Origin of the sequence: Fontivita pretiosa (assembly GCF_050410795.1) — a bacterium.
Taxonomy (GTDB): Bacteria; Planctomycetota; Phycisphaerae; order Tepidisphaerales; family Tepidisphaeraceae; genus Fontivita; species Fontivita pretiosa.
On record NZ_CP191258.1, the window covers coordinates 4297068 to 4321753 of the forward strand.

16 protein-coding genes are annotated in these 24686 nt (G+C 64.0%); 12 read left to right on the forward strand and 4 right to left on the reverse strand.

The window, feature by feature from the left end; all coding sequences use genetic code 11:
* Position 1 precedes the first annotated feature (1 nt).
* Positions 2–1048: an NAD-dependent epimerase/dehydratase family protein gene (locus tag ACQS5P_RS17425; RefSeq protein WP_428937895.1), complete on the reverse strand. Its 1047-nt coding sequence runs from the start codon at positions 1046–1048 to the stop codon at positions 2–4.
* A 203-nt stretch (positions 1049–1251) separates the two neighbouring features.
* Between ACQS5P_RS17425 and ACQS5P_RS17430 the strand changes: the two genes are divergently transcribed.
* From ACQS5P_RS17430 to ACQS5P_RS17460, 7 genes are all read left to right on the forward strand, one after another.
* The gene (locus ACQS5P_RS17430; protein ID WP_428937896.1) at positions 1252–1716 is read left to right on the forward strand and encodes a hypothetical protein; all 465 of its coding nucleotides are present in this window, start codon (positions 1252–1254) and stop codon (positions 1714–1716) included.
* A 235-nt stretch (positions 1717–1951) separates the two neighbouring features.
* Positions 1952–6412 (forward strand): hypothetical protein, encoded by a 4461-nt coding sequence (locus tag ACQS5P_RS17435; RefSeq protein WP_428937897.1) that lies wholly within the window; start codon positions 1952–1954, stop codon positions 6410–6412.
* A 268-nt stretch (positions 6413–6680) separates the two neighbouring features.
* Positions 6681–7580, forward strand: coding sequence for a DUF1559 domain-containing protein (locus ACQS5P_RS17440; protein ID WP_428937898.1), 900 nt, complete (start codon positions 6681–6683; stop codon positions 7578–7580).
* 428 nt (positions 7581–8008) lie between these two features.
* Positions 8009–12283: a beta strand repeat-containing protein gene (locus tag ACQS5P_RS17445; RefSeq protein WP_428937899.1), complete on the forward strand. Its 4275-nt coding sequence runs from the start codon at positions 8009–8011 to the stop codon at positions 12281–12283.
* Between the two features lie 183 nt (positions 12284–12466).
* The gene (locus ACQS5P_RS17450) at positions 12467–14368 is read left to right on the forward strand and encodes an ABC transporter ATP-binding protein (RefSeq protein WP_428937900.1); all 1902 of its coding nucleotides are present in this window, start codon (positions 12467–12469) and stop codon (positions 14366–14368) included.
* A 66-nt stretch (positions 14369–14434) separates the two neighbouring features.
* Positions 14435–15220: a hypothetical protein gene (locus tag ACQS5P_RS17455; protein ID WP_428937901.1), complete on the forward strand. Its 786-nt coding sequence runs from the start codon at positions 14435–14437 to the stop codon at positions 15218–15220.
* Positions 15221–15240: 20 nt separating this feature from the next.
* The gene (locus ACQS5P_RS17460; protein WP_428937902.1) at positions 15241–15687 is read left to right on the forward strand and encodes a deoxycytidylate deaminase; all 447 of its coding nucleotides are present in this window, start codon (positions 15241–15243) and stop codon (positions 15685–15687) included.
* A 15-nt stretch (positions 15688–15702) separates the two neighbouring features.
* Here ACQS5P_RS17460 and ACQS5P_RS17465 read toward each other — a convergent pair whose 3' ends face one another.
* Positions 15703–17745, reverse strand: coding sequence for an ATP-dependent helicase (locus ACQS5P_RS17465; protein ID WP_428937903.1), 2043 nt, complete (start codon positions 17743–17745; stop codon positions 15703–15705).
* 165 nt (positions 17746–17910) lie between these two features.
* Between ACQS5P_RS17465 and ACQS5P_RS17470 the strand changes: the two genes are divergently transcribed.
* From ACQS5P_RS17470 to ACQS5P_RS17480, 3 genes are all read left to right on the forward strand, one after another.
* The gene (locus ACQS5P_RS17470) at positions 17911–18846 is read left to right on the forward strand and encodes a hypothetical protein (RefSeq protein ID WP_428937904.1); all 936 of its coding nucleotides are present in this window, start codon (positions 17911–17913) and stop codon (positions 18844–18846) included.
* 96 nt (positions 18847–18942) lie between these two features.
* Positions 18943–19182, forward strand: coding sequence for a Trm112 family protein (locus tag ACQS5P_RS17475; RefSeq protein WP_428937905.1), 240 nt, complete (start codon positions 18943–18945; stop codon positions 19180–19182).
* A 32-nt stretch (positions 19183–19214) separates the two neighbouring features.
* The gene (locus ACQS5P_RS17480) at positions 19215–19382 is read left to right on the forward strand and encodes a hypothetical protein (RefSeq protein WP_428937906.1); all 168 of its coding nucleotides are present in this window, start codon (positions 19215–19217) and stop codon (positions 19380–19382) included.
* A 15-nt stretch (positions 19383–19397) separates the two neighbouring features.
* Here the strand turns inward: ACQS5P_RS17480 and ACQS5P_RS17485 are convergent, their stop codons facing one another.
* Both ACQS5P_RS17485 and ACQS5P_RS17490 read right to left on the reverse strand, forming a co-directional pair.
* Positions 19398–21242 (reverse strand): lysylphosphatidylglycerol synthase domain-containing protein, encoded by a 1845-nt coding sequence (locus ACQS5P_RS17485; RefSeq protein ID WP_428937907.1) that lies wholly within the window; start codon positions 21240–21242, stop codon positions 19398–19400.
* A gap of 240 nt (positions 21243–21482) precedes the next feature.
* A complete protein-coding gene (locus ACQS5P_RS17490) occupies positions 21483–22409 on the reverse strand; it encodes an acetamidase/formamidase family protein (protein WP_428937908.1) in 927 nt (308 codons plus the stop codon).
* A 258-nt stretch (positions 22410–22667) separates the two neighbouring features.
* Here ACQS5P_RS17490 and thiD point away from each other — a divergent pair, with 258 nt between their 5' ends.
* Positions 22668–23468 carry a bifunctional hydroxymethylpyrimidine kinase/phosphomethylpyrimidine kinase gene (gene thiD / locus ACQS5P_RS17495; protein ID WP_428937909.1) on the forward strand — a complete coding sequence of 267 codons (801 nt, stop codon included), beginning with the start codon at positions 22668–22670 and terminating at the stop codon, positions 23466–23468.
* A 205-nt stretch (positions 23469–23673) separates the two neighbouring features.
* Positions 23674–24474, forward strand: a complete 801-nt coding sequence (locus tag ACQS5P_RS17500; RefSeq protein ID WP_428937910.1) for a calcium-binding protein — start codon at positions 23674–23676, stop codon at positions 24472–24474.
* Positions 24475–24686 lie beyond the last annotated feature (212 nt).

The following is a 24686-nucleotide window of genomic DNA, read 5'->3' on the forward strand; positions in this document are numbered from 1 at the left end:
ATCATGCCGACTTGAGCTTTCGGCCGTACTTGGCCATGTACTGATCGTAAATCCAGGCGTAGGTCTTCTCCATGCCATCCCGCAGGCGTGTGTCCGGCTCCCAGTTGAAGATTTTCCTGATCAGGGTGTTGTCGCTGTTGCGTCCATTGACGCCCTTGGGGGCATTGAGGTTGTACTTTCGCTTGAGCTTGATGCCCGCGATGTCCTCAACAATATCGACAAGTTGATTGATCGTCACGCCCTCGGCACTGCCGAGGTTGATCGGATCGTGCCAGGTGTCGCTGTCGGTGATCAGGTGGATGCCCTTGAGGCAGTCGCTGATGTACATGAACGAGCGTGTCTGCTGCCCGTCGCCCCAGATTTCGATTTCGTGCTGCCCGGTGTGTTTGGCGTGGATGACCTTGCGGCAGATGGCGGCGGGGGCCTTTTCGCGGCCGCCTTCCCAGGTGCCATACGGGCCGTAGACATTGTGAAAGCGCGCCACCCGCGTGGGGACCCTGAAATCCTCGCGGAAATGGCGGCACATCCGCTCGCTGAACAGCTTCTCCCAGCCGTAGCCGTCCTCGGGCATCGCCGGGTACGCATCCTCTTCCTTCAGGTACACCTGCACCGACTTGTCCTTCTGCTTGTCGGCGTTGTAGACGCAGGCGCTGGAGGCGTAGAAGTATCGCTTCACGCCGAATTCCCTGGCGGCCAGCAGCAGATGCGTGTTGATCAGCACGCTGATCATGCACAGCCCCTTGTTGTTTTCGATGAATCCCATGCCGCCCATGTTGCATGCCAGGTTCCAGACCACGTCCATTCCCTTGACGGCGTGGAACGCGTTGTCGCGGAGGTTCAGGTCCGCGACGATGTTCTCGGCCTGGGGATGGACCTGATGCCACTGGTCCAGTGGCTTGATGTCCACGACGCGGACATGCTGATAGCCCCTGTCGAACAGGTCCGCGACAAGATGTCCGCCGATGAACCCGCCCCCGCCGCACACAACTGCTTTGCCGTAATTCACTTTGGCTCCTCCGCGACACAGATGCTGTGAGACCCGGCCCATGCCGGGCGCGTACGATCCCAACGTACTATCGGCCACGTGTGTCTGTGGTGTTAGCGACAGTGTCACCTGGCGGGATAGGATCTTATTGGCATCCCCCGGGCGGATGCAGCGGCGGTAACATGGGGATGTTGTACAGAGGCCACGCCGTGTCACGGGCGTCGCGCTCCGTGCAGGCTGATTCCAGACATGCGGAGGTACGGCGTATGCAGCGAAGGACTTGGCTTGGCGTGGTTCTGCTGGCTGGCGTGGTGCTGAGCGCGTCGCCGGCGCTGGCGCAGCCGCAGCCGCCATTTTTTGGCGGCGGGGTCATTGCCTACGACCCCGAGCCGGCGGTCGTGCGCAGCGGCGTGCTGCTGGACGCGCAGGCGGTGGTCTCGCATGATCGTAAGTACGTGACGCTGAACATGCGCGCCGATCACACTCGCCTTCTGAGCCTGACTCGATTCCCGGTCGTGACCAGCGAATCGCTGGGGTTCGTCGGCGGGGCGGACTTCGGCACCGGCGGTGGCGCGGGCGTTCGGCCCAACTCGATCAGACCCAACTCCAAGGATTCACCGAATCATGGCAGTCCGGCCGGCCAAGTCCCATCGCCCGACAGGATCGAGCGCTCCGCCAAGAGCTGGATCCTCACCCGCCAGGGCACGTATCTGCTTGCGCCGTTGAAGTAGTTCCTCCGGTTGCGGCGCTTGCGACGAGTGGCCGATCGAATATGTTCTGAGGCGCGCGGCTCGCGCTGCGCCGAAGCTGCAATCGCACCAAGGGATTGACATGTCGCAAGACCCGACGAACTCGCCGTCTTCTTCACCGCCGCCGACTCCACCCCGGCAAGCCGCCGGTGTTCAAGACGATCAGCCGAAAACGCCGAAGGGCAGGAAGCGTCGTCGTTGGCCATGGGTCATTCTGGTGCTGCTGCTGTTGCTTGCGGGACTGGTGGTGTTGGCGCCGACGATCGCCAGCACCGCCGCCGTGCGCTCCGTGATCGTCGGACAGATCAACAACAACCTCAACGGCACGGTGCAGATCGCTGACTGGTCGCTGGGGTGGTTTTCGCCGATCGACGTCAGCGGCGTGAGAGTCTACGACGAGCAGAACCGGCTGATCCTGGACGTGCCGCGGATCAGGCTGGGCGTGTCGCTGCTGAACGCGGCGAAGCAGAACTTTGCACTGGGCAACGACAACGTCGTCGAGATCGCATCGTTTGTCGTGCGTGTGGACGAGCAGGGCCGGACGAATTTCGAGAAGCTCGCCAGGACGTCGGCCGCGACCCCCGAGCCGGCATCGACGCAACCGACGAAGCTGCCGGACATCAGCGGCAAGCTCACGATCAACATCCATCAGGGCACGCTGGAAGGTCCGGCGGGCGCGCCGCCGGTGCACGTTGATCCCAGCAGTGTCGTGGTGAACATCCCGGACATCAACAGGCCGATCGAGAACGCGGTGAAGCTCGCGTACCACGTCGGCAACGATGAGCGCAAGAGCACGATCGAAATCAGCGGCACCGTCGATGCGATCGAGAACAACCTGCCGAACATCGAACAGCTCGTCGCGAGCCTGAAGATCTCGCTGGCGAACGTGCAGCTCGCCGCGGCCGAGCCGTTCTTGAGGAAGATCTGGGAGGATGTGAAGCTCGCGGGCGTGCTGAACGGCGCGCTGGATGCGCAGGTGAAAGGCCTGAGCGGCCTGAGCGGCAACGGCCAGATCATCGCGGACAGCCTGCTCTTTGCGGGCGGCCCGCTCAAAGGCGATACCTACCGGACCTCCAGGCTGGCGATCCCGATCCAGATCACGCGCACTGAACTTGACGCGAACACGACGCTGATCAGGATCGAGAAGCTCGGCGTTGCGACGGATCAGGCGACGATCACGCTCGCCGGGCAGGTCCCCGAGCAGGCGCTGCTCAATCTTGCCGACCGACGCGCGCCCGGCGGCAGCGGCAGCCTGACGATCAACGTGGATGTGCCCGGCGTCGCGGATCTGGCCAATCAGCTCAGACACACGCTGCAGCTTCAGCCGGGCGTGGCGATCACGGGCGGCGAGGTTCATGCCAACGCCAATTTCACGTTCCTTCCCGATCGTGTCATCGTTTCCAAGAAGCTCAACGCCTTTGCTACCGGCACGCGCGATGGGCGGCAGGTGCAGCTTCAGCCGATTACGGTGAGCGTCGATGCCGCCGCCATCCCGACCGCAAAGCCAATCCCCAACATTCGCGACCTGAAGCTGGCGATCGACAGCGCTTTCGCCAAGGTCACCGGCGGCGGGGAATCGCTGGCCAAGCTCGGTTTCGCCGGCAACTTCGATCTGGGGCGCATGCACAGCGAGCTCAGCCAGTTCGTCGATATGGGCCGGATCCAACTGGCCGGCACCGGCGAGTTCAATGTCGGCACGGATGGCGACCTGACCGATGAGTCCACACCCGTCACCGCCACCGCCAACGCCACGGTTCAGAACGTGAAGATCGCTGGCGTGCTGGAGCAGCCGATCGATCAGGATCGGCTGGCTGTCAATGCCTCAGGCAAACTCCTGCGCAGCCGCGGCGCGCTGGCGGGAATCGAATCCGGATATCTCCAGGTTCTGGCGGGCGATCCGGCGTCGCCGCTGCTGGATCTCCAGGCCAATGCGAACATCGATCTGTCCGATCCGGCCGGCGTGAAGGCGCCGTGGTTCGAGCTGAAACGATTTGCCGTCACAAGCCTGGCCAGGCTTCAACAGCAATACGGCGCGCTGGTTCCGGCGCTGGCGCAGCAGAAGATCAACATCGAGTCGGGGGCGATCTACGCCAACGCAGCCGGCACGTTCGACGGCAAGACGATTTCGCTGGCGCGTCCGCTGGCGTTTTCCGTGCCGAGCCTGACGCTCAGCAGGGACGGCAGGCGGGTGCTCAACCGCGAGGTGATCCGCGGATCAATCAACGGCAACGTGATGATCCAGCCGGGCATCGGGGCATCGCTCACGGAGCTCAGCGTCGCGACCGAGAGCGATCTGTTCAAGCTCGCCAAGGCCGGCGATGCGCCGCTGACATTTGCCATGGGCACGGGTCAGAACGCGGCGCTGCGCGGCAGTGGCGTCGTCTCGCTGGCCGCCAACCTTGCGCGGCTCTCGAGCATCGCCCAGGCGTTCGGGGCACAGCCGGCACCCGATCAGCCACAGCTTCGCAGCGGGCTGTTTGACGGCACGATCACGCTCGTCAAAGCCGACAGGCCGCAGACCGATATTCAGTTCGACGCAAAGATCTCTGCGCTGACAATTCAGGCCGGCGGGAAGAACGCGATCGACAACGAGCAGTTGACCATCGCGCTGACCGCCAGCGCCCCGGACGATCTGAAGGGCGCGGCGCCGATCGTCGCCAGCGGGAGGCTCGGCAGCTCGTTTGCGAACGTCGATCTGGCGGATGTGAAGCTGTCGCTGGCCGGCGCGCTGCTGGAGATGGTGCAGTCGGCCAACGTCCAGGCCGCCGTGCCGAGCGTGCCCAAGCTGTACGCGCTGGCCAGTGCAATCGCTCCGCCGGCCCCCGCCGAGCCGGTTGTCCAGGGCACGCAGCCGCTGCCGCCGCTTCAGATCACCAGCGGGAATGCGGCGGTGAAGGTCAGCATCGCGCGCGACGCGGCGTCGAAGACGACGAGGCTGAACCTCAGCGAAGCGCACATCCGCGACCTGGGCGTGCGACGAGGCGCAGCCGACTACCACTTTGACCGCAACACGCCGATCACGCTGCAACTCGCCGCCTCCTTACAGGGGACGGACAAGATCGAAGCGATCAAGGTGGACCAGCTCAGTGGCGACCTGCGTATCGCGACGCTCTCGATGTCCGAGCCAATCGTCATTACCGATCCGCTCGGCAGGCAGGCGAGCTATGCCGGCGCGATCAGGGCTTCCGGCACGATCGAAGACGCCACGCCGCTGCTGGCGGTGCTTCAGGGCGGTCCGGAGCTGCCCTACCGCGGCGCGTATCAGCTCGCGCAGCAGCTTGGCACCCGGGGCGATGTCACCACGCTCAACGGCTCGATCGACGTGACGAAGTTCCAGGTACTGGGGAAGGATAATCGTCCCGCATTCACCGAAGACCGTATCGCCGTGCGCAACGACATCGCACTCAACCTGCCAAAGCAGGTCCTGCGCATCGCGAACCTGAGCATCGAGATGCCGCAAAGCCAGGCGCTGGCGGTGAAGCTGGTCGGAGGAGTCAACGACTGGAGCGGCGCCCGTCTGATCGCCCAGGGCACGCGGCTTCAACTCAGCTACGATCTGGCCAGGCTCTGGACCATCCTGTACCCGATGCTCTCGCCCGAGCAGCAGCAGAACTACAAGGACGTGAAAATCGCCGGAAAGTACGAGCGGACGTTCGTGCTGAGCGGGGCGTTTCCTGCCAGACCTGCGCTGGCCGAATCGATCGCTTCGCTCAACGCCGACGGCGGGATTGCAGTCGAGCACCTGGAAGCGATGGGGCTGAGCATCGACAGGCTGGATGCGGGGATCAGGATGCGCCAGGGCGTGGCGACGATCACCGGCAAGCCATTCGTGGTCAACGGCGGGACGGGAGATCTGGATGGCATCACGATCGACTTCACATCGCCTGATCCGCTGGTGACGGTCCCGAAGAACAAGGTCATTCTCAAGGACGCGGCGTTGAACCCCGTGCTGGCCAGTGCGCTGGGCAAGTATGGCGCGGTGGTGTTCAGCAACGCCACCCAGGCCAGCGGCAAGATGAGCCTGACCGTTGAGCAGTGCGAGCGTGTGCCGCTGGGCGAGTTGATCGCCAGGAAGCAGGATGCCAGGGCGAAGATCGTCATTGCCGTCGATGAGCTGTATCTGGACGGCGTGGTGCCGAGGGTGATCTCATCAGCGGTGGATCTTGGCACCGGCGGCATTCGCGGGCGCATTCCGCCGAGCACGGTCACGATCGGCAACGGGCAGGCCGATTCCAACCTGGTCATCGAGATCGCCCGTCAGGTCAAGGACGAGCGCACCGGTCGCGAGGTGTTGCGTGGCATGCCGTTGCGATTCTCCGGCGGGCTGGGGCTGGCCAACCAGGATCTGCGTGACTTTGTCGTGCATATTCCGCCGGAACTGCTCCTGCGGGACATTCGCAGGTTCTTCCCGCAGGGCGCGTCGATTCCACTCAAGGGCACGACCAGCAAGCTCGAGTTCGATCTTCAAAAGGCGATTCGGGACAACGCCGCCAACGTCATTCCCGGCCTGATCGGCGCAGGTCGCGACGGCCAGCACCAGCGCGGCACCGAAGGCGAAAAGCCCGCAGACAACCCCCTGGAGAACCTGCTGGAGCAGCTTACCGGGCCGGACCAGCAGCAGAAGAAAGAATCATCGCGCGATCAGCGACAGCCCGATCGGGATCGGCGGTCGCGCTGAGGCCGTGATCGGCGGGTAGTGCGCCGGATTGCAAAACTATTACGCAAAACTGCAAATCGTTTGCACAAACTCGCCGTATAATCCCATGGACGTCGAAGCTGGCGGAGCCTATCCGCGCTGACGACGGCAAGCGCGTCCGAGGCGACCATCAGCCGCAGCGGCCGCTTGCGATGGAAACCACAGGTTTCCGGTCCCCATTGGCTGCAATCTGGCGGAGCAATCCGGGCACGACCAGCATGGCCCGGCCCTCGCGATACGGAGGTCTTCCATGAGATCCTGGCGGTCGTCTTCCCATTCCACCTTTGGCTCCCGACGCCACCTGCGTGCGGTTGGCGGGTTCACCCTCGTCGAGCTGCTGGTGGTCATCGGCATCATCGCCGTGCTGATCGGCATTCTCCTGCCGGCCCTGAACAAGGCCCGCGAAAGCGCCCGCCAAGTCAAGTGCCTGTCCAACATGAAGCAGATCGCCCAGGCAACCGTCAACTACGCGATGGAAAACCGCGGCATCTTCCCCGCCCACGGCGGGTTCGGTGTGGCCTGGCACAATTCGGGGAACCCAAAAGCCGGCACCTGGGACTGGATCGCCTGGCAGCGGCAGATCGACCCGATTACCGGACGCACGATGAGCGGCGCGGCCGACCTGAACATCACCATGTCGGCGTTAACCCGCTACCTCGGCGCCAAGCCCCTGGAGCACAACACCCCCAAGGAGGCCAATGAGATCGCCCCGGGGCTGGAAGCAATCTTCCGTTGCCCGTCAGACAATCTGGAATCGCGGAAAAACGCCGCGCCTGACAAGATCTACCGTTACAGCTACAGCATGAATCAGTACGTGGTCAGCACCGGCCCCGGCTCCAGGGCGCGCAGCATCTCCAAAATCAAGAACACCTCCGAACGCGTGCTGCTGGTCTGCGAGGACGAGGCGTCGATCAACGATGGTTCGTTCAAGCCGAACTACTACAACTTTGTCAACGGACAGGGTTCGGACATCATCGCCGGTCGCCACCAGCTCAAGACTCTGGTCGATCGGAAAGTAGCGCCCAAGGACACCCGTGGCAACGTTGCGTTCTGTGATGGTCATGCCGAATTCATGAGCCGTGCCGACGCGCTGAAGAGGAAATATTCCGGCAACCTCGACTTCAACGACGACGGCACGCCGGTGCAGTGAGGTTCGATAAAAATGATGACGACGGGCATGGCAAAGGACTGGCGCCATGCCCGTCGCATGAGCGGTCTCTTGTGGGTGAAACGGAGTAGTGGGTAGGGCGGGAAAATGCTCACGATGCGCGGGGCCGGGCGAGCTTACTCGCCTTGGTTTTCCAGGCCCCAACCGTTTGGAGGACGGCAGGATCGTGGCATATTTAGGGAACCAAAAGCAGTTGCGGCCTGGGCAGGTGTTGGACAGGTGACCGACCCGCCCGCCGCGACGATCGCCGTGGGTTTTCCCGCCCGTGCGGGCTTCGGCTCGGACGGGCAGGGCGCGGATGCCCGCTTCTGACCGGGCCGGACATCCGCCGGGCCGTCGATCGGCTCGCGTTTCAGGAGTCCAGAGCTTCGCACTCAAACACCTCACTTTTTCGCGGAGAGGAGCAAGACATGCTCAGCAGCAGTTGTTGCAGCGGCACACGTAACCCATTCGTCACCACCGACCAATCGATCAGGAGGAAACAGATGAGGAAAGCTTCCAAGGCCCTGTCCCTGGCCGCGCTGGCATCCGCCGTCGCCGGCGTAGTGGGATACAACCACGGCGCCCAGGGCGCCACGATCACCTGGCTTGGCACCATCGCCGATCCCAACAGCAGCACGTACACCGTCAGCCCCAGCGTTCCGGGCATCTTCACCGATGGCCAGCCCCTGTACCTGTGGAACACCAGCACGCTGAACTTCAGCAGCGGCGGGAACCCGGTGGCCTACAGCGTCGGCGATGACGTGGTTTTCGCCGCCGGCGACGGGAGCCTGGCGATCCGCATGACCAGCTCTAACCTCAACCCCTCCTCGATGACCTTCATCGGAGGCACCAGCACCACCCACTACTACTTCCTGCGCAGCGGTGACTTCCTTGACTCCGGCGGCAACAGCGTCTCCAGCAATACGCCGTTCGGAACCAATCACAACACCGTCCTGACGCTGGACACCGGATTTCAGGGTACGGTGCACATCCGGCCTCGCGCCGGCGCCGGACTGGCTGAGGGCATCAGCAACACGATCATCCGCAGCGGCACGCTGGAACTGAACGACGCCCTGCCACTGCCCAACCTCAACAACAACAACCGGCCCAACGTAACGCTCGACGGCGGGACGCTGGCGATCAACATCAATACCGCCGGCAACACCCAGCCCGCCAGCACCAACCTCGCTGGAGTAATCACCGTGTTGTCCGACAGCGCTCTGGTGCTGAACCGCAGCGCCGTCAGTGAGTCTGGCGGGGCCATTGCCGAGAGTCGAACCTGGAACGGCACCATTACCATGGGCTCGGGCGTGACCCTCAACCTCATGCGCATGGACGCCGTCCGCCTGCGTCTGGGCGCCAACCTCGCGGCGGTGACCGGCACCTTCTCGCTGCTGGACGGTCCCAGCGGACTGAATAACCACGTCGTGCTTGAGAACAGCGCCGGCTCGGTCAATGCCACCTGGAATCTGGGCACCGGCACGAGCATCCTGGAAACCAACCAGAGCGGCTACCAGATCGGAAAGGTCATTGGCGGAGCTTCGACCGAGCTTCGCGGCAGCTTCGCGTTCGGCGGACACAACACCGATGAGACCATCGCTCCCAAGATCGCCAACCGCGAAGCCGGCACCACCAGCATCTCCAAGATCGGCACCGCCGCCACCACGCTGACCAACAACAACACCTACACCGGCGGAACCACCGTCAACGGCGGCACGCTGGTGCTCGGTGGAGCCAGCGGCGCCATCGCGGCCAGCGGATCGCTCACCCTCAATGCTGGCACGCTGAAGCTGGATAACGCCGCCGCCAGCAACGGTGATCGACTGAGCAATGGCACGATCACCCTCAACGGCGGCAACCTCGAGTTCGTCGGCAACCTCAGTGCCTCGACCAGTGAGCTGGCCGGGCCGCTGGTCGCCGGCGCCAGTGCCAGCACCGTTCGCACGGTCGCGGCCGGCTCCGGCGGCAACGCCACGATCACCTTCGCGTCCCTGGCTCGCACCAATGGTGTGGTCGATTTCGACTTGGCGCCCGGCGTCAATGTCGCGTTCAGCACCGCCCCCACTTTGGTCAATGGCATCATCGGACCGTGGGCCACGGTCAACGGAACCAACTGGGCGACAGTCTCCGGCGGCACGGTGGCGGCCTACGCGCACACCCCCGGCGAGACCAACTCCGATCCGTCCGTCTGGGCGGCTACGGATAACGTCAACCTGACGGCCGGGGGAACCTCGACGGTTGCGGCGTCGGCGACGGTCAACTCGCTGCGCTTCGGCGCCAATGGCACTGTTTCGATCGCCGCCGGGCAGTCGTTGACGATCAACTCCGGTGGCATTCTGGCCGCCAGTGACGCGACCATCGGCGGCGCCGGTTCGCTCACCGCGGGCAACGGCACGGCTGCGGCCTCGCTGTTCGCCGCCGTCGCCAATGCCGGCAACACCCTGACCATCAGCGCCCCCATCGCCGACAACGGCGCCAGCGGAACCGTCAGCCTCGTGAAGGTTGGTGCGGGCAAGCTGGTGCTGGCCGGCAATAACACCTTCACCGGCGGGATCAACATCTTTGGCGGGACGCTGGCGGCGGGCACGAGCAACATCTTCAACCCGACGGCCAACCTGATCGTTGATTTCGGCACGACGTTCGACCTGGGCGGGTTCAATCAGACGGTCGGCACGGTGTCGCTGATCAATGGTTCGATCATCAACAGCGGCGGCGCAGCGTCGTTGACTGCCGGCGCGTTCGATGTTCGCAACGGCACGATCAGCGCGTCGCTGGCCGGCGCGGGCTCGCTGTCCAAGACCACCGGCTCCAACGTCACGCTCAGCGCGGTCAACAGCTACACGGGCGGCACGACTGTCTCGGCCGGCACGCTCACGACCGCTGTGGATGGGGCGCTGCCTGCTGGTGGGGCGGGCACGGTCAGCGGTGGCGCTCTCAATATCGGCGCCACCAATCAGACGCTCGGCGTGCTGACCGTGGCCGGCGGATCGGTCCTCGGCACCACCGGCACCGTCACCGCCTCCAGCGTTGAGCTGAATTCCGGAACGATCAGCGCAATCCTGGCTGGCTCGGGGGGCGTCAACAAGACGACCACCGGCACGGGCAGCCTCCTGGCGGCCAACACCTACACCGGTGTGACCAACATCACCGGCGGCACGGTGGCGGTGAACAACCTGGCCAACGGCGGCTCGCCCAGCTCTCTGGGCGCCAGCTCGTCGGCGGCGAGCAATCTGAGCATCGACAACGCCGTGTTGAACTATGTTGGTGCCGGCTCCAGCACGGATCGGCTGTTCACGGCTCCGGGTGGAACCGTGACGATCAACTCCAACGGCACAGGCCCGGTGAGCTTCACCAACACCGGCGCGCTGGCCGGCGGCGGAGCCGCCACGCTGACCCTCGGCGGCAGCAACACCGGCGCCAATACGTTCGCCCCGGTGATCAGTGGCGGCGGTGCGGTGGCCAAGGCCGGCAGCGGTCAGTGGATCCTCACCGGCAACAACACCTACACCGGGCTGACCGCAATCAACGGCGGTACGCTCACGGTCAACAGCATCGGCAACGGCGGCTCGCCCAGCCCGATCGGCGCTTCGGCGGCTGACGCGGCCAACCTCGTGATCAACGGCGGGGCGCTGCGATATGCCGGCGGCGGCAGCAGCACCAACCGCCTGTTCACCGTCGGCAACTCCGGTGGAACCATCGACGCCTCGGGCACCGGCGCCATTCAGTTCACCAACACCGGGGCGCATGTCGCTTCCGGAACCGCCGCCAGCAGAACCCTCACCCTCACCGGCACCAACACCGGCAATAACACGATCGCCGGCGTGCTGGCGGATGTGGGCGCGGGCAGCCTGCTGGCCGTGGCCAAGAGCGGCACTGGCAAGTGGGTTCTGACCGGAGCCAACACCTACACCGGCGGGACGACGGTCAACGACGGCGTGCTGGTGGCCAACAAGTTCTCCAACGGCACGCTGACGGTCAACGGCGGCGTGGCGCAGGTGAGCGTCAAGGGCACGGCCAACAGCCCCAGCGGCACGACGCGCGTGCCAGCGCTGAACGTCGGCACCGCCGGGCGGCTGGACCTGAACAACAACGCCCTGGTCGTCAACAACGGCAACCTGGGCACGATCACCAGCCGGATCAAGTCGGCTCTGGAAAACGGCGGGAACTTCGACTGGGGCGGGCCGGGCATCGGCAGCACACAGGCCAATGTCCAGAACACCACCGCCGGCAGCTTCCTGTACGGGCTGGGCGTGATCAAGAACGATCTGGCCCAGGTCGGCGGCAGCGGGCCGATCTACACCGACTTTGCCGGCGAGAGCGGGCTGAGCACCGCCGAGGTGCTGGTGAAGTTCACGTACTTCGGCGACGCCGACCTCAGTGGCTCGATCGATGCCACCGACTACTCGCTGATCGACAACGGGTACGTCAACACGTTGAGCGGCTGGATCAATGGCGACTTTGACTACAGCGGCGTGATCGACGCGACGGACTATGCCCTGATCGACAACGCGTACGTCAACCAGGCCGGTCCTCTGGCCGAGGCGCTGATCGCACAGCACTCGCAGCAGTTTGGCGGGGAGTATGTGGCAGCGTTGCGGGCGGTGCAGGCGGGCGTGGTTCCGGAGCCTGCGACGGCGGGTGTGCTGGTGCTGGGCGCGACGGCGATGCTGGGACGCCGGCGTCGCGGCCGCAGCACGCGGTAATCGGCCATGCATCGGCGGATCTCCCCAGACGTCACGACGGAGGGTCTGGGAGTTCCTTGAGCGAAACCTCCTCCGCAGCGGTGGTCCGCTTTCCGGCGGGCCGCCGCTTTTTTATGCGCGTGGTCGTGCCGCGCTGCCGGGGCTTTCGCAGGCGGGCGGATCGGCATATGATGCAAGGATCCAATGACAGCAAAACCCAGTGGCCGTCGCGGCCATTACTTTCGCCGCTTCCTCGCTTACGCGCTTGAATACAAAGCCCTGCTGCTGATCACCATCCTGATGGGCTTCGGCAAGTTCGGGATGAACTACACGTTTCCGTGGCTGACGGGGACGGCGATCGACCGGGTGATCGAGGTCAAGCCGCCGTATTCCGCGGATGTAGCCGAGCGTATCCGCTGGCTGTGGATTCTGGCCGGGCTGGGGATCGTCTGCTCGGTGCTGCACTCGGTGTTCACCTACGGGCGTGGTTTCCTGACAGCCAAGCTGGGCGGGCGGGTGATTCGCGATATTCGCCAGGACCTGTTTGACCATCTTCACCAGCTTTCGCTGCACTTTTATTCCAAGGAGCGAACCGGCTCGATCGTTTCGAGGATCATCAACGACATCCAGCAGGCCAGCCAGCTCATCAACGGAGGGATGGTGGCGGTGGCGATGGACCTGTTCTCGATCACGATCGGGGTGGCGCTGCTGATGCAGATATCGGGAACGCTGACGGCGGCGGCGCTGTCGATCATGCCGCTGTACATCATCACGTTCAAATACCTCAACCCGCGCGTGAAGCAGGCCAGCGCGCGGGTGCAGAGCCAGATCAGCAAGATCAGCGGGAATGTTCAGGAGCGGCTGGCGGGGATATCGCTGGTCAAGACGTATGCGGCCGAGGAGCGTGAGAGCGAGCGATTCCGCGAGGATACCGAGGAGCACTACGATCGTGTCCTGGAGCAGAGCAGCCTGGCGCACACGGTCTCGGCGCTGAGCGAGGGGATCGTGCATCTGGGGCAGACGATTGTGATTTCGGTGGGAGCCTGGCTGGTGCTGCACCCGCGCGGCGCCGACCCCATTACCGCCGGGCAGGTCGTCAAGGCGATCGGGTATCTGGCGGTGATGTACTTTCCGGTGCGGCGGTTTGCGGAAGTGAATGTGGTTTACCAGACGAGCCTGGCGGCGATCGAGCGGGTGTTTCAGGTGTTTGACATCACCCCCAAGATCGTCGAGAAGCCGCAGGCGGTGGCGATGATCCCGCAGCGTGGCGAGGTGGTGTTCGAGAACGTCAGCTTCAGCTATCACGACGAAAGCGACGAGAGCCGTGTAAGCCTGGAGGAGCAGTCGCAGGAGGTGGCCGAGCTGCGGGCGCTGGAACGCCGTGTGCCGGCGGATCAGGAGCGACAGTGGATATTGCGCGATATCAGCTTCACGGTTGATGCCGGGCAGCGCGTGGCGCTGGTCGGCCCGTCGGGATCGGGCAAGAGCACGCTGGTTTCGCTGCTGCCGCGGCTGTACGACGTGACGTGCGGGCGGATCCTGATCGATGGGTACGATGTTCGCGACTACAAGCTGCGGATGCTGCGACGGGGGATCGGGATCGTGCAGCAGGATTCATTCCTGTTCAGCGGGACGATCCGGGAGAACATCGCTTATGGACGTCCCAACGCCAGCGACGCAGAGGTGATCGCCGCCGCCAAAGCCGCCAACGCCCACGAATTCATTTCGATGCTGCCGGACGGCTACGAGTCGCGAATTGGCGAACGGGGGGTGAACCTCTCAGGCGGGCAGCGTCAGCGGATCAGCATCGCGCGGGCGATTCTGAAGAACCCGCGGATCCTGATTCTGGACGAGGCGACCAGCGCGCTGGACAGTCAGAGTGAAGCGGTCGTGCAGGAGGCGCTGGGCCGGCTGATGGAGGGGCGGACGTGCTTCATCATCGCGCATCGGCTGAGCACGGTGCGGGATGTCGATCGGATTTTCGTGCTGGATTGCGGGCGGATCGTCGAGTCCGGCGACCATGAGCAACTGGTGCGCAACGGCGGCCTGTACGCCCGGCTCGTGCGTCAGCAGTTCGGTCCCGAGGCGGTTCTTCGAGCGGGCTAACCAGACAAGAGGTGGTCGATCACACACGTTGCGGGGCCAACGTGGTGGCGACCGGGAACTGGCGACGTGTCTTTCTACACCAGCTTCTACTTCTGTCGCCCAACCAAGCCGCCCATCGTGCGCGGCCGGGAACTGGGTCAATTCATTGCCCGTCTGCGCGAGCTGGAAATCTTCGATCAGCCGCCATTCTTACCGCTGAAGCTCAAGTTTGGACAGGCGATCGACCAGGACGTGAAGGGTACCTCTGTCTACGTTCCGGTGGGTTGCAACATGTTCGGGGTTCAGGATATTGAGTGGCATATCTACTTTGAATCGAGGTGCCTGGATGATACGCTTGCCGAGCTCAGCAGGCACGATCGGCCCATCTACCGCGCTGTCATTGACCTGGGAACGATGCGCGAAGAGCTTCGACAGTACATGAACTCGACCGAAGGGCATGGTGGTAATGGGAACCTGCACCTCGGGAGTTGGTCGTTCTCGATTGAACCGATCCAATCCTTTAGCTTGCGCTCGGACGAGCGCTACATGATCGGATGGATGGCCCTCACGATGAGCGGGAACGGGTACATGCATCCGCTGACTCTGGCGGAACTGGTTCGTCGAGCCCAGTCACATCCCAAGCTCCAGGCGGCCGCGCGGGTGTGTCGCGAGATGTGGCCGGTTACGTCCGGACCAGTTGGCGCACCACTCTGGTGGCGATTTCCCAGCAGGCTGCGACGCTATGCTTTCGACATGCAGGGCGGCCCGCCCTCACGTCGAACGCGCCGCATTCGCCAAGAGATGGGCGACCTGTGGGCCTACCCCATCGACGCGAGCTTTGACTGGTTCTGGGCCGTCGCCGAATCTGGTTGAAGCCAACCAGCATGAATCACATGACCACTGCTAATACAACTCGACCATCGTGGGACGAGTATTTCCTGACACTGGCCGAGCAGGTGAGCCGGCGTTCGCCAGACCCGGACACCAAGCACGGTTGCGTGCTGGTGGATCGGGACAAGCGCGTGATCAGCACGGGCTATAACGGCCCGGTGTCGGGGCTGCCCAATGAGATGGTCCCGCTGACACGCCCGGAAAAGTACAACTGGTTCATCCACGCCGAGGACAACGCGGTGGCGTTCGCGCGATGCGACCTGCGTGGCGCCACGGCGTACATCACCGGTCAGCCGTGCGCCGCGTGTTTTCGAAGGCTGCTACAGGTTGGCGTGAGGCGGATCGTCTACGCCTCGCGACAGTCGGCGTGCATCACGCCGGAGGAGACCGAAGCCTGCCGCAGGATGGCTGAGGCGCTGGGCGTGGAGATCGTCGAGCGCCGCGCCTGAACATATGGTTTGGTGTCATGTCCACATGCTGGCGATGCGTTGGCGGATATCGGCGGTCACGAGGCGCGGCGGCGACGGCTGGCTGTCGGCAGGTTCGGGCTGGAGGCTGACCTGCTCGAAGCGATCCAGGATCGTCTGGGGCAGGAATCGCGTGAGCTGGGCGTAGCTGTGGCGGTCGCTGACGCCGCGGGGTCGCTTGTAGTAGCGCAGCGGAAAGCACACTTCCAGGAAATCACGGGCACGCGTCAGTGCGACGTAGAACAGCCGTCTCTCCTCCTCGATCTGGTCGTCGGATCCTGTGGCCATGTCCGAAGGGATATTGCCATCGGCGGCGTGAATAACGTAGACCACGTCCCACTCGCAACCCTTGGCTGAGTGGATCGTCGAGAGGATGAGGTAATCCTCCTCCAGCAGCGGTGGTCCGGCAAGGTCCTGCGTGCTGGCGGGCGGATCGAGCGTGAGGTCGGTAAGCATCGCCGATCGAGAGCGGAAATTGGAGCTGATCTGTTCGAGCTGGTCGAGATCGCGCTTGCGGATCTGGGCCTGGTCGTAGCGTTTTTCGAGGATCGGAAGATACAAGCGTTTGACCCGGGCGATCTGCTGGGCAAGCGGCATGTTGTTCGGCGCGATCTCGAGGAGCATGGCGAGAAAATCGAGCCACTGACCTGCCGCGGCGGGCGGAGGCGAAAAGTGCTGGAAGCAACTGAGCTGGCCGTGATGCTGGACCAGGTGCTGAATTGCACGTCGGGTGTGAGCCGGGCCGAAGCCGTCGAGAAGCTGGAGCACTCGCCAGGCACTGGTGGTGTCGCGGGGGTTTTCCGCCAGGCGCAGGATCGCCAGCACGTCCTTCACGTGTGCCGCTTCGAGGAACTTCAGCCCGCCGTACTTGACGAAAGGTATGTTTCGGCGAGTCAGCTCGACCTCCAGGGCGTCGCTGTGGTGAGCGGCGCGGAACAGGACCGCCTGGTTGCGCAACGCGATGCCGGCCTCGTGGTGTTCGAGGATGCGCCGGATGAGGTAATCGCACTGCTGGTCCTCATCGACGAGCGTGACCAGGCGGGGTTTCTGGTCGCTGAGCCGGCGGGAGAACAAGTCCTTGTTGTATCGCCTGGGGCAAAGCGCGATGACGGCATTGGTGGCGTGGAGAATTGGCTGAACGCTGCGGTAGTTCTGTTCCAGCGTGATCACCTGTGCATGGGGGAAGACCCTGGGAAAATCCAGGATGTTGTGCACGGTGGCGGCGCGGAAAGAGTAGATGCTCTGGGCATCGTCGCCGACCACAGTAAGCCCACGACCATCGGGACAGAGCCTGTACAGAATCTGTGCCTGAAGCGTGTTGGTGTCCTGGTATTCATCGACCAGGACGGCGTCGAATCGCGCCCGCACGTCAGCGGCCAGCGCGTCGTCCTGCATGAGCTGGTACCACCACAGCAGCAGGTCGTCGTAGTCGAGGATGTTGTCTCGCTGCTTGCGCTGGACGTAGGCGCGGAAAAGCTGCCTGAGCTGCTCGGGATAAGCGATGCACCAGGGAAAGTGGACCTTCAGCGCGGCCTCGATCGGCTCGGCGGCGTTGACGCACCGGCTGTAGATGGCCATGCAGGTGGCCTTGCGGGGGAATCGCACATCGGTCTTGTCCAGAGCCAGCTCAGCGCGGACCTCGTGCATGAGATCTTCGGCGTCGGAGCGATCGATAACGGTGAAGTTCTGGCCCAGCCCCAGCGATGGGGCATACAGCCGCAGCAGTCGATTGGCCATGGCGTGAAAAGTTCCGCCCCAGAGTCGCGAGAGATGGGCGGATGCGCCGGCGGGGTGATGGGGCGCAGAGGCGAGGATCGATTCAGCGCGCTTGAGCATTTCGTGAGCGGCGCGGCGGGTGAAGGTCAGCAGCAGGATCCGCGAGGGGTTGGTGCCCCGGGAGATGAGCCAGGCGACGCGATGCGCCAGGGTGTTGGTCTTGCCGGTACCGGCGCCGGCGATGATGAGCAGGGGCCTGGCCGGGTCGGCGATGGCGGCCTGCCGCTGCTGGTCGTTCAACTTCTCCAGCCAAGTCGCGTCCATGCGATGCACTCCCAGTGCCTGCCAAGAGACGCCGAAGCTCGTTCGGCAGGTGTTAGTCTTGTACCATATCCAATGTGCGAAATCGACCAGCCTTGGCCATATGATGCCACTCTGGATCAGGGACACCTTGACCAGCGGGTTAGCCCACAGTCTCGAAGCAAAGCCATGCCTTCCGACGCTGCACAGACCGTCGCTGAGTTTCGCCGCTACGCGGAGGTGATTCGCGGCTTGCTGCGAAGTGGCGGCGTGTTTGTACCCGAGGCCGAGAGTGCCACGGTGGTGCAGGTGGAACGCGGCGTGGTGTTTGCGCAGGCGATCGTCGATGCGCGTGGCGTCGATCAGCAGGCGGCGGCGCGGTTGATCGAGCTGGCGTTCAATGATCGGCTGTCCAGTATCGCGGTGGTCGATCGCAGTGGACACCATCGACCGGTATACCGTGGGCTTCTGGTCTACTCGTGGCTCCAGGCATTCGGGCTGGTCTACGAGATGTTGTCACAGACGGACTTCGGTCGGTGGGAAGAAGGGCTGCGGCCATGGTGCGATCTGCTGGAGTCTGAATTGGGGCAGATCGAGTGGCCTGCGAGCCAGCCGATGCCCGCCGGACGGGGTTCCAGCGCCACCGAGTCGGCCTGGATCGCGCTGGCGCTGCACGTGGCGGGCAAGCGGTTTGTGCGTGACGCCTGGACAGACCTGGCCTCGGATACATTTGGCAAGCTCGTCCGCAGTCAGAACCTGATCGGCACGGGATCTTTCCTGCTGGCATCGGCTTCGGACAATCCTGAAACCCACTGGTATCACGAGCTGGTATTGCTGCACGCGGCGGCGAGTTATGCGGTGCAGGCCGAAGATCGCACGCTGGCTGGCGCCGTGGCACAGAATGCTGAGTTCCACCAGCAGCAGACGCAGCCGGATCACGCGACGACTCAGCCATGGGCCGCATTCGCGTTCGTGTGGAATCCGAACACGCGCCTGCTGGCCGAGCAGGTGCTGCACGCGGCGACGGTCCGTCCGTCGGGGGTGTTGGATGGCGTATCATTGATGCTGCTGGCGGACGCGCTATACTGCCTGGAGTTGTTTACCACAGCACCGAGCAGACAGTAGGATGCGTTGTTGATTTTGGTATGCGCGCGTCTCCCAGAAGGAGCCGCCAATGGGTGTTGCGGTTGATTCGGCCAGATGCCAGCAAGCGGAGCCACGATGAGTCAGAGCAACGGAAGCAGCCAATCGACGACAATTGACCCGCAGCTTCTTGAGATCCTCCGCTGCCCGCTGACGCTCAGCCGCCTGCGACAGGAAGGCGACTGGCTCGTGGCCGAGGAGGGAGGGCTGCGGTATCCGGTGCGCGACGGCATTCCGGTGATGCTCATCGAGGAAGCGCAGCTTCCGCCGGATGTCAAGTCGCTGGATGAACTGAAGCGTCGTTACGGTCGGGCGTAGGGGCGTGTTGAGCCGATCGGTGTCCAGACGTGATGCCGCAGTTGCCTGAACCGCTGGAGCATCCATCCGCGCCCGGGTCCGCGCGGCCAAAGCGCTCGGCGGGCACGTGGCTGGTCCTCATCGTGGTGTGGATGGTGGGGCTTGCGGTTTGGGCGGTGTACATCAGTCTGGCCATTGCGCTGCTGGCGCGAGTGTTCTGACCCGTCGGATAGCGGTTACGCGCCGACTTTCACATCGTGCTGGGGCTGACTGGCAGGGGGCAAGGCGACTCGTCCGGGCGCGTCGGGATATCCCAGCGCACCGCGAAGGTCCAACCCATAGGCAACGGAAGCGACGATCAGTTCGCCCGCGGTGGCCCACAGTCGCAGCAGCACGGCCAGCAAACCGAGCAGTCCTTCCAGTCCCTGGGTGCTGTTCAGGATGCTCTGGGGAAGGATGACGCGCATGGCGCCGATGAAGACGATCTCCCGCACGCCGATTCCACCGGGCGCCCAGAACGCCAGAAATCCCGCCACCCAGGCCAGACAGTACGCCCCGGCGACGACCCACCACCAGTCCCACTTCAGCGCCAGCGGCTGCTGCACGATGATGAAGATGGCCAGGCTCTGCCACAGCAGCCCCAGGACATTCCAGAACAGCAGCCCGACGAGCATGTAGCCGCGCAGTCGCTGGACGATCCGTGGCTTGCCCAGTCGTTGCATGATGCCGTTGACGATGCCGTAGAAGACCCTGGTGTGCAGCAGCAGGAGCAGGGCGGGCACCAGCGCCGCCGCCACGTACAACCAGCCGCGTGCTGCACCGTCGAGGTTCTTGATCCCGAAGTACAGCAGACACGCCAGCGCCACGAAGATGTTGGCCAGCAGGAAGATCGCCAACTCCAGGATCTGGGTGATTCCGCAGACGCTGCCGCTGACGCCGTAGGGACGAACCAGATACACGCGTCCGACGACCTGCCAGATCACGCCGGGCAGGTATCGGGCCAGTTCGGAAGTGGACCAGATTCTGGTCGCGGCCGCCACCGGCAGTTTGTGCCCGAAGCTGCGAACGATAATCCGCCAGACCAGCGCCCGGAAGACGAACAGGAAGATGGCGAACATCCCCGCGGCCAGTGCAAATCGCAGCGGGCTGAGCTCGAGTATCCGATCCTTGACCTGCGGCCACTGTTGAACGATCGGCTTGAGAATCCAGGCGAAGATGGCGACGGTGATGCCCACGCCGATGGCGCGTTTGGCCCACAGCAGCAACCCCATGCCGATAGCGCGCAGGCGTTCATGGTGGCGCTCGTGGATCTGGAGGATCTCGTCATCCATGGCGGCCGGTTGCTGCTGCACGAGTTGCTCCGCTTGCCCGTTGCCGGCGATCGCCCGCAGCCGCTTGCGTCGCGAGGGCAGAAGGATCAGGCCATGCTTTCTCAGCCACGGACGCACCTTGCGCCGCAGGATGGGCATTCCCTTCAGCACATAGTTTAGCACCTGAAGCGCCAAACGCATCACCAGCCAGGTGATACCCATGGTCAGCAGCCCCGTGACCAGAAGCCCGGCGATGATGGCGGTGATGGTGGCGTCCTGCTTGTTCGGGTCCAGATTGAGCGTGCTGAGCAGGTACAGGACCTTGCTGGAGACGATCCACATGACGATGCAGGTGGCGACGATCGCCGCCAGCGCGGTCAGGAACGTAAAGACCTGCATCTCCAGCGGCAGCCCGCGTCCGCGCATGACGCGGCTGGTGAGCTTGCGCTTGCCCGGCAGCGTGACCAGAGCAAAGCCAATGAGGAAAATAGGAATCCCGCCCGGACCCGGAATGGTGATTCCCAGCACGGGCGAAGCGAGGATGAAAATCCAGCCGATGACGTTCTTGAAGATGAACCAGAAGTATCCGCCGAAGAAACCGCTGACATTCTGTCGCCAACCGGGGCCACGCGGATCCTGGGCGTGCGGCGCGCGATCGTAAGCGTCGGAGACATGCGGCGCTTGAGCCGGAGCGACATGAGCAGCCTGGTGCCGCTGACCGCTCTGCGGCGATGAAGCACTTGGTTGTTCGCCCGGATGTTGCGGACTCATATCTTGGCATGGCCAGAGAACCGGCGACTATCCGGCCGACGGCTCGGCTCTGGCCACGGCAACCCAGATTCTAGCAGTCCGTTCGTGCGATGCGATATGCGGCTGGTGTGATAACCGGCACGAGGATTCTCAGACCCCCAGGGATCAAGCCAACAGCAGAAGGGTGAAGCGGAGGGCACGGAGGCAGGAAGGCGCGGACGATACGGGGATATCTTTCGTGCCTGCGTGTCCGCGCGTGCTTCATCGCTGATCCAAGCACGTTAGGACTCTCTTGGGGACCTTGCACACCATCGTGTACGCCGGGTCAAAGACGTTGCCCAAGTCGTAGCGGACACACTGGCCCAGCAGCGTCTGCGCGCCACGCGGGTCGAGCCGGTAGTCCTGGATCAGCCAGCGGATCATTTCGGTGGTGGCGTGCTGGACGGCCTGGTCCAGCGGGCGGGCGTTGCCGACGGTGAAGATCAACTGCTCATTTTCGCCTCTTGGCCAGTTGATCCGTTTGCCCTTGATCACATCGACGTCGAACGTGACATCCATGGAGACTTCGACGCCGGTGCCGGCGATTTCGCCGTCGCCCTGGACGGCGTGCCCGTCGCCCAGGTGCAGCAGCGCGCCCGGGACAAAGACGGGCAGGTACACCGTCACGCCAGCGACAAAGCCGCGATAGTCCATGTTGCCGCCATGCTCGGCGGAGGTGGCGGTGGAGATCGCCTGTCCGTCCGGCGGCGCCACGCCGAAACAGCCAAGCATCGGGGCGATGGGGATCGTAAAGCTGCCTGCCAATCTGCTGTCCACGGCGTCGATCAGGGTTGCGGTTCCCGCGTTGCGATCGATCCGCCAGGCGCCGCGGCGGCGCTGCGGCAACTGACTGACATACCACGGATCGACAACGTTGGGAGCGATCACGGTACTGCTCCAGCCGTGCTGGCGATTGGGCACGATCCGCGCGAAACGAACAACCAGCGTGTCGCCCGGCTCGGCGGTCTCGACGTAGAAGGGTCCGGTCTGCGGATTGCCGGCGGGGGTGATCTGCTGCCCGGAGGCGTCGCAGCCATCGGAATCGACGGTCGTGGTCACGACGGTATCCCCCGGCGCGATCCGCAACGCCGGCTCGTGCGATCCGATCGTCGTATGGTAGCGGGTGGGGGTGAAGTGATGCGTAGCCATGGCTGATGTGGAGCCTACCGCAAACGCGAGCGATACGTCAAAGCGATTTGGAAATTGCCAGGTGCTCGTATCATGGGGCGTCCCGCCCGTGCGAGCGGCCATCGCGTAGCCGAGACGAACGTATCACGAATCGCTGTCGAAAACTGCTCTGGCCCCGGCCTTGAGTCAGTTGTTTGGAGATTTGCCCAGTCCGCCCAGGGGCGGTAGATTCTTCGCCAAGGTTGCATTGCACTTGCGTTGCCTTCCGATCGGATAGCCATGAAGACAGCACTGACGATAGCCGGGTCGGATTCCAGCGGTGGGGCGGGGATTCAGGCGGACCTGAAGACCTTCACGGTCCTGGGCGTGTACGGGATGAGCGCGATTACCGCGATCACCGCGCAGAACACGCTGGGCGTGAAGGACGTGCTGGAAGTCTCGCCGCAGTTGGTGCGGGCGCAGATCGATGTGACGGCGGGCGATATCCCCGTGGACGCGACCAAGACCGGCATGCTCGCCAACGCAGCGGTGATCGAGGCCGTCGAGGATGCGATCAAAGCCAACAAGCTCGTGCCTTACGTTTGCGACCCGGTGATGGTGGCCAAAAGCGGCGCCACGCTGCTGAAACCCGAGGCCAGGGATGCACTGGTCAAGCGGCTGTTTCCGCTGGCGACAGTGGTGACGCCAAACCGTCGCGAGGCGGCGGCGCTGACCGGTGTCGATGTGGATCGCCTGAACAGCGTGGCGGCGGCGAAGGACGCAGCCCGCCGCATCATCGCCCTGGGTGCGCAGGCGGTTGTCGTCAAGGGGATTGTCGTCGGGCAGGAAGTCATCGACGTCTTCCACGACGGCAAGGAGTTTTACGAGCTGGCCGGCAAGCTTCAGCCCGCCGAGAAATCGCACGGCAGCGGCTGCGCCTTCAGCGCGGCGATCACGGCGGGGCTGGCCAATCGCCTCAGCCTGCTCGACGCGATCGATCAGGCCAAGCAGCTCGTGAACACGGCGATCCAGTACAGCGACGGCCAGGGGCGCGGCACCGCGCCGGTGAATGTTCTGGCCTTTGCGCCCAGGAAGAAATGAGTCGCAGCTTGTGTTCGCTGCGTGAGAAGACGACGCTTTTCGCCCAAGTACTCCGGAATTCCGGCGCGATTCCCCCAGATTCACAGCAATGAAAATATTCCGCGACCGGCGGCGTTTTTAGAGTGCGCCCCGAGCCGCGCCTAGCGTGATACGCTGGGGCACGGCATCGACTGCCAGTGTGCTGATCGCAAAGGAGATCCTCCACATGAATCGTACTCATTCGCTTGTACAACCTTTGGAGAGACGCTGCCTCTTGTCTGCCGAGCTGCATGGACGAAACCTGTTCATCCGTGGCGAGGCCGAGGTGAACGACGCGATCAGCGTCAGCCTCAATGCCGAAGGCGACAAGGTCCAGGTGACGATCAACGGCGGCGAGGCGCAGCTTTTTGAGGCCGAGCGAGTCAGGCGGATCATCATCCGCAGCCTCAGCGGCGATGATACCATCACAGTAGACGGCTCGGTCAACAGGCCGACGTGGATCGATGCCGGCGCGGGCAACGACTCGATCAGCACCGGAGCATCGCATGATCGGATTCACGCCGGGGACGGCAACGACACGATCGACGCGGGCGACGGACGCAACTGGATCGCCACCGGCACGGGAAACGACAACATCACCACGGGAAAGGCAGCCGACCTGGTGCACGCGGGCAGTGGCGACGACACAGTCAACAGCGGCGCAGGCCACGACGTTGTTCTCGGCGGCGACGGCAACGACCAGATCGACCTGGGCGCCGGCAACGACCGCGCCTATGGCGGACGCGGTGATGACGTGCTGGCGGGCGGGGATGGCAATGACTGGCTGTGGGGAAACCTCGGAGACGACAATCTGATCGGCGGGGCGGGCAACGACGTGCTCGGCGGCGTGCTCGGCGCCAACACGCTCAGCGGCGGCGAAGGAAAAGACCGTTTCGTCGTCCGCAGCTCACTGGACGGACAGACCCACGACTTCGACGAGTCGGTTGATGTGCTGATCAAGAGGCCGGCCCGAGGCTCGGAAACATGATCCGACGCGCGAGACGGCAACCAGCACCATCAGGCCGTCCCGCTGGCGTGGATGAGGCTGTTGCTCCCGCGATTCGCGTATCCGCATCGCCTTCGGCGGCAGAATCGCCGGCGCGCTTTCCAGCACCGCGCGCAGCCGACGGGCCTGGTTGTTCTCGTTGTGCCCCTGCTCGTCGTGCTCGGTATCCCCGTCACCGTGCCAGCGTTGTTTGA